Source organism: Dorea sp. Marseille-P4042, assembly GCF_900290215.1.
In the GTDB taxonomy this organism is placed as follows: domain Bacteria; phylum Bacillota; class Clostridia; order Lachnospirales; family Lachnospiraceae; genus Dorea; species Dorea formicigenerans.
In genome coordinates this window covers 1547325-1560080 of record NZ_OLMI01000002.1, presented here as the reverse complement: position 1 = coordinate 1560080, position 12756 = coordinate 1547325, and the positions used below count along the sequence as shown (strand labels likewise).

Sequence of the window (12756 nt, the reverse complement as noted above, 5' to 3'; positions counted from 1 at the left end):
CGCTGATATTTAAATGTCAAGATTCTGTACATACTGTGCATTTTCTTCGATGAACTCACGTCTTGGCTCTACCTTATCTCCCATCAGTGTTGTAAATGTGAGATCCAGCTCGCTTGCTGTCTCATCATCCATTGTGACACGAAGGAGTACGCGGTGCTCTGGATCCATAGTGGTATCCCAAAGCTGCTCTGCATCCATCTCTCCAAGACCTTTGTAACGCTGAATTTTATTATTGTTATCACGCCCAACTTCCTGCAAAATGCTGTCTAGTTCTTCGTCGCTGTATGCATACCAAACTTTTTTATTTCTTTCGAGCTTATAAAGTGGCGGCTGTGCCAGATACACGTATCCTTCTTTGATCAGATCTGGCATAAATCTATACATAAATGTCAGAAGCAGTGTACTGATATGTGCTCCATCCACGTCGGCATCGGTCATGATGATGATCTTGTGATAACGTAATTTGCTGATATCAAAGTCTTCATGGATTCCGGTTCCAAATGCCGTGATCATGGCTTTGATCTCCGCATTTCCATAAATTCGATCCAGTCTTGCCTTCTCAACATTGAGGATCTTACCACGAAGTGGAAGGATGGCCTGTGTTGCACGGTCTCTGGCTGTCTTTGCGGAGCCACCGGCGGAGTCTCCCTCTACGATGTAGATTTCGCATTTTTCCGGATTCTTGTCAGAACAGTCTGCAAGCTTACCAGGAAGTGACATACCGTCAAGGGCTGATTTCCTTCTTGTCAGATCTCTCGCTTTTCTTGCAGCCTCTCTCGCACGCTGTGCCATCACAGACTTCTCAACGGTTACTTTAGCGACCTGAGGATTCTGTTCCAGGAAAATCTGAAGCTGTTCACTGACAACACTATCAACTGCTCCTCTTGCCTCACTGTTTCCAAGTTTCTGCTTTGTCTGACCTTCGAATTGAGGATCCTCGATCTTGACACTGATAATTGCAGTCAGTCCCTCACGGATATCCTCACCTGTCAGGTTCGGCTCATTATCTTTTAAAAGTTTATTCTTTCTTGCATAATCATTAAATGTCTTTGTTAACGCATTTCTAAATCCGACAATATGAGTTCCGCCTTCCGGAGTCGTAATATTATTTACAAATCCGTAGCTGTTCTCATTGTAGGAATCATTGTGCTGCATTGCAACTTCAACAGATACATTGTTGACGATTCCCTCACAGTAAATAATCTGCTCGTAAAGCGGAGTCGTACTGCGGTTCAGATACTCAACAAATTCTTTGATTCCACCTTCATAGTGGAAAGTCTTCTCAATCGGCTCTTGTGGTCTTTCATCGCGAAGAACAATCTTCAGTCCCTTTGTCAGAAATGCCATCTCACGGAATCTCTGCTGTAAAATGCTGTAATCAAAGATTGTTGTCTCAAAAATCTCTCCATCCGGCAGGAATGTGACCTTTGTTCCTGTCTTTCCCGGCTCACATTCTCCGATGACTTCCAGCTTCTTTGCAACTTTTCCTCGCTCATAGCGCTGTCTGTATACTTTTCCTTCGTGACAGATTTCAACTTCCAGCCAAACAGAAAGCGCATTTACAACAGATGCACCTACTCCATGAAGTCCTCCGGATACCTTGTATCCTCCACCACCGAATTTTCCTCCGGCATGAAGCACCGTAAATACGACTTCAACTGCCGGAAGTCCTGATTTATGGTTGATTCCGACCGGAATTCCACGTCCATTATCTGTGACAGTAACGGAATTATCCGGATTGATCGTTACGTGAATGGTATCACAGAATCCTGCCAACGCCTCATCAACCGCATTATCAACAATCTCATATACCAGATGGTGAAGACCTCTTGATGAGGTACTTCCAATATACATTCCCGGACGCTTTCTTACAGCTTCCAGTCCTTCCAGTATCTGAATTTCGTCTGCGCCATATTCGTGCTGTACCTTTTCTGTAGCCATGCTAATCCTCCTAGTTTTCCTTTATCACTTGTCCGTTCTGGACATGAAATACTTTATTGACTTCAAATCTATGATTTACAAATTCATCCACTCCTGTACAGGTAATGAGTGTCTGTATATCATGAATACTGTCTAATAAATAGTTTTGCCTGTGTTTGTCAAGTTCAGACAACACATCGTCAAGTAACAGAACCGGTGTGTCTCCGATCACTCTTTTCACCAGCTCGATTTCTGCCAGTTTCAATGACAATGCTGCGGTCCTTTGCTGTCCCTGGGATCCGAATCTCCGGATGTCCAGATTCCCGACCATAAAACAGACGTCGTCTCGATGAGGCCCTACCGAAGTACTCTTCATCCTGATATCTCGCTGTCTGTTCATCTCAAGAGCCTGCTCAAGAGACATGTTTTTCGTACTCGGTTCGTAGATCAGACGGATTTCTTCCTTACCGCCAGTCAGTTTCTTATGTATTCCGGAAACAATTTCGTTCATTTCGTCAACAAATTGTTTCCTCCTCGCAATGATTGCATTGCCATACTGAACAAGCTGGAGATCCCAGATGTCCAGAGTCTCCATTGCATCTTGCCGGTATGCACTGTCTTTTAGTAAATGATTTCTCTGATTTACGATCCGACTGTAATTGGATAAATGATTAAAATATACTTTATCAAGCTGTGACAGCTCTAAATCTATGAACTTTCTTCTTCCCGCCGGACCATTTTTTATAATGTTCAGATCTTCCGGTGAAAAAAATACGAGATTTACAATGCCAAATAATTCTCCGGCTTTGCGTATCGGAATCTTATTAATAGCAACACCTTTCGGCCGGTTCTTCTTCAGATGCATGTCAATCTGATCCTGAATCCCGCGTTTTTCAACAATCACCTCAATGTGTGATTCCTCTGCCCCAAACCGGATCATATCCCGGTCTTTGCTCCCTCTGTGGGACTTCGTCGTCCCGGACAGATAGACAGCCTCCAGAATATTCGTCTTTCCCTGAGCATTATCCCCGTAGAAAATGTTGGTGCTGCCGTCAAATTCCAGATTCAAAAGCTCGTAGTTTCTAAAATTTTTCAGTTTCAAAGATTTAATCTTCAATTTTGATTTCTTCTCCGCCAAATGATACAACATCCCCGCCGTATAATTTCCTTCCACGGCGAGTATCGATTTCTCCATTTACAGACACCTGTCCGTCCTGGATGACTTCTTTTGCCTCAACGCCCGATTCAACAAGACCGGCTGCTTTTAACGCCTGCCCAAGCTTTATAAATTCATCACGCAATTTGATTGTTTCCATAGTCGCTCCTTTATATTTACAAAAAATGAATAAATGTATAATTATTCATGCATTTTTATGAATAATATTAGTATTTTCGTATAATTATGCACTTATTATACATTTGCATTAAAGTTTACAGGAAGGATAAGATAAATATAGCTTTCTGTCTCATCCTTGATGAAGCAAGGTGCTTTCGCATTCATCAGATAAAGTGTAACCTCTTCATCATCAATAACACGCAGTGCGTCAATCAGGAATTTCGGATTGAATCCGATCAGAAGATCTTTTCCATCCTTGGAAATCATAATCTCTTCATTCATGGATCCGATCTGGGATTTGATTTTTAACTCCATCATTTCATCCTGGATGTCAATGATGATCGGTTTTTTATCTCCCTCTTTGATGAGAAGTGTTGCGCGGTCAATACAGTTTAAGAATTCTTTTTTGTTAATTCTTACTTTTGTATCGTAATCACTGGACAGCATCTGATCAATTTTAAAATATTCGCCTTCAATAAGTCTGGAAACAACGATTGTATTGTCAAATTCAAACACAATATGGTTATTTGTATAAGAAATTTCGACCATACTCTCAGCTTCTCCGGATAAAATTTTACTAATTTCAATTAAAGTTTTACCAGGTACAACCATCTTATAATCACTTACTGGATTTTTCAATTCAATTTTACGGATAGAAATTCGATGTCCATCCAAAGATGCAACTCTTAAAACATTATCTTTTATTTCAAATAATTCTCCGGTCATTAATTTGTTGCTTTCTGTGTCAGCAATAGAAAAGATAGTCTGACGAATAACTTCTTTCAAAGTAAACTGTGAAATTGCTATAGAATCATCTTTCTCAATAATTGGAAGATAAGCAAATTCATTGCCAGGTTTTCCGGAAATATCAAATTTTGCTTTTTCACACACAATAGTTGTCTGAAGTCTGTCATCAGTTTCTATAGAAACTTCATTATCCGGAAGTTTTCTAACAATTTCAGAAAAAATCTTTGCATCAATGGCAATCATACCACGATCAATGATCTCACCTGCAATTTCTGTCTGGATGCCAAGTTCCATATCGTTGGCAGTCAACTTAATAATGTCAGTAGTGGCATCAATTAAGATACATTCCAATATTGGCATTGTTGTTTTTCCAGGAACAGCTTTAGAAACAATATTAACTCCTTTTACAAGGTCTGATTTGTTACATACGATTTTCATATGTGTAAAACTCCTTTCCCACGTTACGCATATATAGAAATAAATAAATTTTTTCCGCCTTATTCGCCTTAGGGGCTGTGGATAAGAGGAAAACCCCTGCGCGCCCAGTAAACTTAGGCGTTTCGCGCTTTGATAAGTCTGTGAAATTAAACTGGAAAATGTGTGGAACTGCTTTGGAAAACATTTTTGTTGCTTTTTGGAAAAATGGACAAAAAATCACTTCTCCACACCATATCCAAATAAATCAGAGGATTTTCCACGCACTGTCCACATACTATCCACACAAGTAACCAAAAATGTGGATAATGTGGATAAATTGTGGATAACTATATGGAAAATCCTAAGCCGGGTTGATTTTCTTCTTTATTATATTGATTGTATTCGCCATCATCTCATCTGATTCGATATCCTTGGCGATCTTTTCTACTCCATATTTGACAGTAGAGTGGTCTTTACCTCCAAGAACTGCACCAATTCCCTTCAGGGCAGTATCGGTCATAGTACGCATCAGATACATACAGATCTGACGTGGAACGGCAATCTCCGAATCACGTTTTTTGCTTTTAAGGTCAGCAACGGTGATACCAAAATGATCCGCAACGATATCAAGTATCAGTTCCGGAGTAACTTCTCTTCTATTATCAGAAGAAATAATATCTTTTAATGCTTCTGCTGCAAGAGCAATATCAATCGGATTATTATTGTTGTTGAGCTTATAGAGGGCAATGAGTTTATTCAGAGAACCTTCCAGCTCACGGATGTTGGATTTGACGTTGGCTGCAATATAGTCCAGTACATCATTCTTAATGTTATATTTTTCCAGATGATCCAGTTCAATCTTCTTCTGGAGAATTGCCATACGTGTCTCATAATCCGGAGATGAGATATCAGCAATGAGACCCCACTCAAAACGTGTGCGGAGTCTGGATTCCAGTGTCTCGATATCTTTCGGAGGTTTATCACTGGAGATTATGATCTGTTTTCCAAGTGTATGAAGGTGATTGAAAGTATGGAAGAACTCTTCCTGAGTACTTTCTTTACCTATTATAAACTGGATATCGTCAATCAACAGAACATCAATGTTCCTGTATTTATCACGGAAGTTCAGCATGGCAGATTCATTACCGGCTGTTTTACCATTCCTCAGGGCATCAATCAGTTCGTTGGTGAACGTCTCACTGGTTACATATAATACTTTTTTCTTCGGATTCTTGTCCAAAATGAAGTGTGCAATGGAATGCATCAAATGGGTTTTTCCAAGTCCAACACCTCCATATAAAAAGAGAGGGTTGTACACTTCACCGGGAGATTCGGCAACGGCCAGTGAAGCTGCATGAGCGAAGTTGTTATTTCCGCCTACAACAAAAGTATCAAAAGTATATTTTGGATTCAGCCCTGCTTTCTCTGCTAAGGACTTCGTCTTTTTCTTTTGACCGTTATCAATAGATGCATTATGAATTTCATTCAGTTTATCGTCATCTTCCGATACAAACTGTATCTCGTACTCTTTGCCTGTAATCTCAGCAATACATACCATGAGTGGGAGACGGTACTTCTTATCGATGTATTCAACACTGGAATCCTTGTTCACAAGAATATAAGCAGTGTCATCGATGACATCGTAAACTTTCAGCGGCTTTATCCACGTATTAAAGGATACATTCAGCAGCTCGTGTTCCACTCGTAAATGTTCGATGATCTCAGGCCATTTTTCTTTCACTTCGTTCATTTTAAACAAACTCCTACTTCCCAAGTCTACTCTTTATCTATTTTACATCAAAATATGTATTTAAGCAATTAAAAAGTAAAGAAAATCATCGGTAATGCTTGACGTATCAAGATTTTTTTTATATAATCAAAGCTGATGTCTTAAGAAAAAAATATGGGGCAACCCTTGGAAAAATATAAGGAGGTGGATATCTATGAAAATGACATTCCAGCCAAAAAAGAGACAAAGATCTAAAGTACATGGTTTCAGATCAAGAATGAGTACTGCAGGCGGAAGAAAAGTACTTGCAGCAAGAAGAGCAAAAGGAAGAAAGAAATTATCAGCGTAGGCCGCATATATGTGGCCTTTTCTTCTTTCAAAAAATAGGAGATTAAAGCATGAAATATTCCGAATCATTGAAAAAACATAAGGATTTTCAACATGTATATAAAAAAGGAAGTTCTTATGCGAACAAGTATCTTGTCATGTATGTACTGGAGAATCAGACGGAAGGTAATCGATTGGGAATATCTGTAAGTAAAAAAGTGGGAAACAGTATCGTAAGACACCGATTAACTAGGTTGATCCGAGAAAGTTACCGGCTACAAGAAGACATGTTCAGCAGTGGGCGCGATATCGTAGTTATCGCAAGAGGTGCAGCTAAGGGTAAGAATTACCGCGACATAGAGAGCGCACTGATCCACCTGGCACGTCTTCATAATATATATAAGGGGTAATTGCGTGATGAAAAAGATTCTGCTTGGTATCATCAGATTCTATCAAAAGTATTTATCAGGAGCAAAGGGATATTCTTCCTGTAAGTATTATCCGACCTGTTCCAAATATGCGATAGAAGCAATTGAAAAGTACGGGGCCTTTAAGGGAGGTCGTCTTGCTGCCTGGAGAATCTTGCGTTGCAATCCTTTTTCAAAAGGAGGATATGACCCTGTTCCTTAAAAAGAATTACAAAATCCGATGGAGGAAAAAGAGATGGTAGGAAGTTTACTAAGTGCAGCAAATTGGCCGATTGTCGGACAGATCTGCTGGGTATTAGGTAAAGTCATGAATTTTATCTATACGATGTTAGATGGCGCACTTCCAAGTGACACCGGTCTGGTTGGTATATCTATTATCCTGTATACGATTCTTGTATATACCCTGATGCTGCCGATGACAATTAATCAGCAGAGATCATCTAAGATGCAGGCCGTTGTACAGCCGGAAGTCATGGCTATCCAGAAGAAGTACAAGAACAAAAAAGATCAGGCTTCAATGCTGAAACAGCAGGAAGAGATACAGCAGGTGTATGACAAGTATGGCGTATCCATGATGGGAGGATGCCTTCCGTTACTGATTCAGATGCCGTTTTTGTTCGCATTGTATCCGGTCATTTACAGAATTTCTGATTACGTACCAAATATTACAGCTCAGGCAAATAAGTTTCTCACAATTCCGGATATGACAATCACTCCGGGTAACATGCTTAGCATGGCAAAAAGCGGAGAGACAATGGGATATTCAGCGGTAGCGCTGGTTATCACAGCAATTTTACTTCCGGTATTATCTGCATTTACACAGTATCTGAATATGAAACTGTCTATGGCAGTAAATGGTTCTAACAGACCGGCAGATAAAGATGACCCGACAGCAGCAACAATGAGAACTATGAATATGACAATGCCTCTGTTCTCACTGGTTATGGTATTTACATTACCGACTGGTATCGGTATATACTGGATCGTCAGTGCAATCGTACGTATGGTTCAGCAGGTATTTATCAACAAACATCTCAGTAAGATGTCAGTGGATGACATGATCGAGAAGAATAAAGAAAAAGCGCAGAAGAAGAAAGAAAAACGTGGCGAAAAAGCAGAGAAGATCAACGCTATGGCTCAGACAAATACAAAGAGTATCAAATCTTCTGCAACAAAGAGTTCTTCTATGTCTGATATAGAAAGAGAAGAAAAGCTCGAAAAAGCAAGAGCAAATGCGAAACCGGGAAGTCTTGCTTCAAAAGCCAACATGGTTAAGAATTTTAATGAGAATAAGTAAGGGGGCATATATTCATGGATTACATTACTGTAACAGCAAAGAATCTTGATGATGCGATTACAGAAGCGTTAGTTCAGTTAGAAGTAACAAGTGATCGTCTTGATTATGAAGTTATCGAAAAAGGAAGCGATGGTTTCCTTGGATTCGGTAGAAAACAGGCCGTTATCAAAGCCCGCAGAAAAGAAGAGCCTGTAGTCGAAGTAAAAGCTGAGAAAAAAGAAGAGAAACCTGTAAAGGTCGAAAAGGCAGCAAAAGGTGAGAAGACAGAGCATGCAGAGAAAAAAGAACCAGTAAAAACTGAGACTAAGAATGAATTTAAGAAAGAGCATAAGAAAGAGAAAGATTTCAAAAAAGCTCCGAAAAAAGAAGTAAGAGAAGAGACAGAACTTGCAAAAGTTGAGCCGGCTACAATTGAAGCTTGCGAGAAATTTGTAGAAGATGTTCTGAATGCCATGAATATGGAAGAGGTAAAGGTTACTTCTACAGTTGATGAGGAAGGTGCACTGAGCATCACTATGGAAGGTAAGAACATGGGTATCCTGATCGGTAAGAGAGGACAGACACTGGATTCTCTTCAGTATCTTACCAATCGTGTAGCTAACAAGATGCAGGATGGATACGTTCGTGTAAAACTTGACACAGAGGATTATAGAAGAAGAAGAAAAGAGACTCTTGAGAATCTTGCAAAGAACATTGCAAGCAAGGTAAAGAGAACAAGAAGAACAGTTGCACTTGAGCCAATGAATCCATATGAGAGAAGAATCATTCACTCAGCACTGCAGTCTGATCCGGCTGTATCTACACACAGTGAAGGTGAAGAACCTTACAGAAAAGTCGTTGTAACACTGGCAAGAAGATCCGGTGGCTCTCATAATTATGAGAAATACGACAAATAGAAGATAAAATTACAAAGCAGGGGTTTAAAAAACCTCTGCTTTTTTGTACAATAAAATAATGATGCCAGGATAATTCTACGATGTAGCCTCCGGCAGAATTGCAGAGGTGAGCAGTAGAAGTATGTCATGCAATTGCATGAAGCGCACCTCGCAGCAAGAATGCCTCGGCATTCTTTAATGAGGTAAAGAAGTGCGAGAGTGCACAGCACGAAGCAGTTCGTAAGGCATCATGTGTACAGGTGAAAATAACAGGGAGGATATAGAATGAGAAATGAGTCTGGCACAATCGCAGCCATATCTACCGCCATGAGTAATTCCGGAATTGGAATTGTCAGAATGAGTGGAGAAGAAGCTGTCGAGATTGCAGAGCGCATATATAAAGGAAAAAATGAAAAAAAGCTGTCAAAACAGCCTACGCATACCATTCACTACGGGTATATTGTAGACGGAGAAGATACGATTGATGAAGTGCTTGTGATGCTGATGCGTGGACCGCACAGCTATACAGGAGAAGATACTGTGGAAATCAATTGCCATGGTGGTGTGTATGTTGTGCGAAGAATTTTGGAGACGGTGATAAAATATGGCGCAAGACCTGCAGATCCAGGCGAATTTACAAAGCGCGCATTTTTAAATGGAAAGATGGATCTGTCCCAGGCAGAGGCGGTAGGAGATCTCATTTCCTCAAAAAATGAGTATGCACTTCGAAGTTCCGTCAGCCAGTTGAAGGGGAATATTAAAAAAGAGATCCAAAAAATACGTGAAGAAATTCTGTATCATACAGCATTTATCGAGACAGCACTAGATGATCCGGAACACATCAGTGTGGACGGTTATGGCGAGAAGCTTGAAGTTGTCGTGGAAGATCATATGAAGAGCTTGAAACATTTATTATCCACTTGTGATGATGGAAGAATGATCAAAGAAGGAATTAAGACAGTCATCGTAGGAAAACCAAATGCCGGAAAATCTTCCCTGTTAAATGTGTTATTAGGTGAAGAGCGTGCAATTGTAACTGAGATTGCCGGAACAACGAGAGATGTACTGGAAGAGCATATGAATCTGCAGGGAATCTCATTAAATATCGTAGACACAGCAGGAATCCGTGATACCGAGGATGTGGTAGAGAAGATTGGTGTAGACCGTGCAAAGGAAAATGCAAAGGATGCCGACCTTATCATGTATGTCATTGATGCATCAGCGCCACTGGATGAGAATGACGATGATATTATGCGTATGATCTATGGTAGAAAAGCTATTATTCTGTTAAATAAAGCGGATCTTAATACAATTCTTGGAAAAGACGAGATAAAGAAGAAATATTCCGAGATTAATCAGTTAGAAAGTTGTGAGATTTTTCCTGCAATTATAGAGATATCTGCGAAAAACGGGCAGGGAATCGGTGAATTGGAACAGACATTGAAAGAGATGTTTTTTGAAGGAAAAATATCTTTTAACGATGAAATTTATATTACAAATGTGCGACATAAAACAGCATTGAACAATGCTTATGAGGCATTAAAAAAGGTAAAAGAAAGCATAGATATGGGTATGCCGGAAGATTTTTATTCTATTGATCTGATGGATGCCTACGAAGAACTTGGAAGTATAACCGGAGAGACGATAGGAGAAGATTTGGTCAATGAAATATTCAGCAAATTCTGTATGGGAAAATAAAGACGAATATGATATTGCAGTAATTGGAGCAGGACATGCAGGCTGTGAGGCAGCTCTGGCGGCTGCAAGAATGGGATTTAAGACAGTAGTATTTACCGTCAGCGTGGAGAGTATTGCCATGATGCCTTGTAATCCGAATATTGGAGGAAGTTCAAAAGGACATCTTGTCAAAGAAGTTGACGCTCTTGGCGGTGAGATGGGCAAGGTCATTGATAAGACATTTATTCAGTCAAAGATGTTGAATCAATCAAAAGGACCGGCAGTACATTCACTGCGTGCCCAGGCAGATAAGGAACAGTACAGCAGAACAATGAGGAGAGTGCTGGAAAACCAGGAAAATCTGGATGTCAGACAGACGGAAGTGGTAAATATCCTGACTGAAGAAGTTTGTGAAAGTGGGAAGAAAAAAGTAATTGGTGTTCAGATACTCTCTGGGGGTATATATCGAGTAAAAGCAGTCGTATTGTGTACCGGAACATATCTCCGTGCGAGATGTGTATATGGTGAAGTCAGTAATGCAACCGGTCCGAATGGTTTGCAGGCTGCAAATCATCTGACAGAATGTCTGAAGAATCTTGGAATTAACATGTACCGTTTTAAGACAGGAACTCCGGCAAGAATCGATAAAAGATCTATAGATTTTAGTAAAATGGAAGCGCAGTATGGTGATGAAAGAATCACACCATTTTCATTTACCACTAATCCGGATGATATTCAGATTGACCAGGTGCCATGCTGGTTAACCTACACTAACGAAAAGACACATGAGATTATCCGTAATAATCTGGATCGTTCTCCATTATATTCCGGAATGATAGAAGGAACAGGACCGAGATATTGTCCATCTATTGAGGATAAAGTAGTAAGATTTGCGGACAAGAACAGACATCAGGTATTTATAGAGCCTGAAGGAATTGATACAAATGAAATGTACATCGGAGGTATGTCCAGTTCTTTACCGGAGGATGTCCAGTATGATATGTATAGATCTGTTGCAGGTCTGGAACATGCCAAGATTGTAAGAAATGCATATGCAATTGAGTACGATTGTATAGATGCAAGACAGTTAAAGCCATCACTGGAATTCAGAGAGATTGAAGGGTTATTTAGCGGAGGACAGTTCAATGGAAGTTCCGGTTATGAAGAAGCTGCATGCCAGGGATTGATTGCAGGTATCAATGCAGCAAGAAAGCTTCAGAAAAAAAAAGCAGTTGTGCTAGATCGATCTCAGGCATATATTGGCGTTTTGATTGATGATCTGGTGACAAAAGAAAGTCATGAACCATATCGTATGATGACATCCAGAGCGGAATACCGGTTACTTCTAAGACAAGATAATGCAGATCAAAGACTGACGGAGATAGGATACGAAATCGGATTAATTTCACAGGATAGATATGAACGTTTAAAATTAAAAGAAAAACTGATTGAAGAAGAAGTATCACGTGTAGAGCATGTGCATGTAGGAACAAGTGAAAAGGTTCAGAATTTACTTGCGAAGTACCAAAGCACGCCGCTAAATTCAGGAATTTCACTGGCAGAACTTATCAGAAGACCGGAATTAACTTATCAGGTACTTGCTACAATCGATGAGGCAAGACCGGAATTTCCAAAAGATTTGTCAGAAGAAGTCTCTGAACAGGTAAATATATCAATTAAATATGATGGATATATTAAACGCCAGAAAAAACAGGTAGAACAGTTCAAAAAACTTGAAAATAAGAAAATACCAGAAAATATAGATTATGATCAGGTGAAGAGTCTTAGAATCGAAGCAGTTCAAAAATTAAAAAAATTCCGTCCGGTTTCTATTGGACAAGCTTCTAGAATTTCCGGAGTATCACCTGCAGATATATCTGTATTACTTGTATATCTAGGCGGCAGGTAAAATAATTCGAGATCAGTATATTGTGCGTATTTTGCAAAAAGAATGCCGAGAATATTTTTAAATTAATATATGAAGAACTGAATTAATATGGATA

Annotated in this window: 12 protein-coding genes; 7 read left to right on the top strand and 5 right to left on the bottom strand. The window is 39.7% G+C overall.

Annotation, left to right across the window (positions count from 1 at the left end; genetic code table 11):
• Positions 1-9 precede the first annotated feature (9 nt).
• From gyrB to dnaA, 5 genes are all read right to left on the bottom strand, one after another.
• On the bottom strand, positions 10-1941 hold the full coding sequence (gene gyrB / locus C7E02_RS13320; RefSeq protein ID WP_005342071.1) for a DNA topoisomerase (ATP-hydrolyzing) subunit B: 1932 nt from the start codon (positions 1939-1941) through the stop codon (positions 10-12).
• Between the two features lie 10 nt (positions 1942-1951).
• The gene (gene recF, locus C7E02_RS13315; RefSeq protein ID WP_044912358.1) at positions 1952-3037 is read right to left on the bottom strand and encodes a DNA replication/repair protein RecF; all 1086 of its coding nucleotides are present in this window, start codon (positions 3035-3037) and stop codon (positions 1952-1954) included.
• On the bottom strand, positions 3027-3236 hold the full coding sequence (locus tag C7E02_RS13310) for an RNA-binding S4 domain-containing protein (protein ID WP_005334675.1): 210 nt from the start codon (positions 3234-3236) through the stop codon (positions 3027-3029). Before C7E02_RS13310 ends, recF begins: the two co-directional genes overlap by 11 nt.
• A gap of 95 nt (positions 3237-3331) precedes the next feature.
• Positions 3332-4441, bottom strand: a complete 1110-nt coding sequence (gene dnaN / locus C7E02_RS13305) for a DNA polymerase III subunit beta (protein ID WP_005342075.1) — start codon at positions 4439-4441, stop codon at positions 3332-3334.
• Positions 4442-4781: 340 nt separating this feature from the next.
• Entirely contained in the window at positions 4782-6170 is a 1389-nt protein-coding gene (gene dnaA / locus C7E02_RS13295) for a chromosomal replication initiator protein DnaA (protein WP_005334678.1), read from the bottom strand.
• A gap of 193 nt (positions 6171-6363) precedes the next feature.
• On the opposite strand from dnaA, the gene rpmH reads away from it, so the two are divergent.
• The 7 genes from rpmH (at position 6364) to mnmG (ending at position 12662) form a co-directional block, all read left to right on the top strand.
• Entirely contained in the window at positions 6364-6498 is a 135-nt protein-coding gene (gene rpmH, locus C7E02_RS13290; protein ID WP_005334681.1) for a 50S ribosomal protein L34, read from the top strand.
• Positions 6499-6547: 49 nt separating this feature from the next.
• The gene (gene rnpA / locus C7E02_RS13285; RefSeq protein WP_005334689.1) at positions 6548-6886 is read left to right on the top strand and encodes a ribonuclease P protein component; all 339 of its coding nucleotides are present in this window, start codon (positions 6548-6550) and stop codon (positions 6884-6886) included.
• A 7-nt stretch (positions 6887-6893) separates the two neighbouring features.
• Positions 6894-7106 carry a membrane protein insertion efficiency factor YidD gene (gene yidD / locus C7E02_RS13280; RefSeq protein ID WP_105309796.1) on the top strand — a complete coding sequence of 71 codons (213 nt, stop codon included), beginning with the start codon at positions 6894-6896 and terminating at the stop codon, positions 7104-7106.
• Positions 7107-7139: 33 nt separating this feature from the next.
• A complete protein-coding gene (locus tag C7E02_RS13275) occupies positions 7140-8201 on the top strand; it encodes a YidC/Oxa1 family membrane protein insertase (protein ID WP_242978826.1) in 1062 nt (353 codons plus the stop codon).
• A gap of 14 nt (positions 8202-8215) precedes the next feature.
• Positions 8216-9097, top strand: a complete 882-nt coding sequence (jag, locus tag C7E02_RS13270) for an RNA-binding cell elongation regulator Jag/EloR (RefSeq protein ID WP_105309794.1) — start codon at positions 8216-8218, stop codon at positions 9095-9097.
• A gap of 264 nt (positions 9098-9361) precedes the next feature.
• On the top strand, positions 9362-10774 hold the full coding sequence (mnmE, locus tag C7E02_RS13260) for a tRNA uridine-5-carboxymethylaminomethyl(34) synthesis GTPase MnmE (protein WP_105309792.1): 1413 nt from the start codon (positions 9362-9364) through the stop codon (positions 10772-10774).
• Positions 10740-12662, top strand: a complete 1923-nt coding sequence (gene mnmG / locus C7E02_RS13255; protein WP_105309791.1) for a tRNA uridine-5-carboxymethylaminomethyl(34) synthesis enzyme MnmG — start codon at positions 10740-10742, stop codon at positions 12660-12662. The genes mnmE and mnmG overlap by 35 nt, the downstream gene beginning before the upstream one ends.
• Positions 12663-12756: the final 94 nt, after the last annotated feature.

Excerpts from the sequence above, each read along its gene's own strand:
- gyrB (WP_005342071.1), bottom strand. The coding sequence starts at position 1,941 with ATGGCTACAGAAAAGGTACAGCACGAATATGGCGCAGACGAAATTCAG.
- C7E02_RS13310 (WP_005334675.1), bottom strand. The coding sequence starts at position 3,236 with ATGGAAACAATCAAATTGCGTGATGAATTTATAAAGCTTGGGCAGGCG.
- dnaN (WP_005342075.1), bottom strand. The coding sequence starts at position 4,441 with ATGAAAATCGTATGTAACAAATCAGACCTTGTAAAAGGAGTTAATATT.
- dnaA (WP_005334678.1), bottom strand. The coding sequence starts at position 6,170 with ATGAACGAAGTGAAAGAAAAATGGCCTGAGATCATCGAACATTTACGA.
- rpmH (WP_005334681.1), top strand. The coding sequence starts at position 6,364 with ATGAAAATGACATTCCAGCCAAAAAAGAGACAAAGATCTAAAGTACAT.
- rnpA (WP_005334689.1), top strand. The coding sequence starts at position 6,548 with ATGAAATATTCCGAATCATTGAAAAAACATAAGGATTTTCAACATGTA.
- yidD (WP_105309796.1), top strand. The coding sequence starts at position 6,894 with ATGAAAAAGATTCTGCTTGGTATCATCAGATTCTATCAAAAGTATTTA.
- C7E02_RS13275 (WP_242978826.1), top strand. The coding sequence starts at position 7,140 with ATGGTAGGAAGTTTACTAAGTGCAGCAAATTGGCCGATTGTCGGACAG.
- jag (WP_105309794.1), top strand. The coding sequence starts at position 8,216 with ATGGATTACATTACTGTAACAGCAAAGAATCTTGATGATGCGATTACA.
- mnmE (WP_105309792.1), top strand. The coding sequence starts at position 9,362 with ATGAGAAATGAGTCTGGCACAATCGCAGCCATATCTACCGCCATGAGT.
- mnmG (WP_105309791.1), top strand. The coding sequence starts at position 10,740 with ATGAAATATTCAGCAAATTCTGTATGGGAAAATAAAGACGAATATGAT.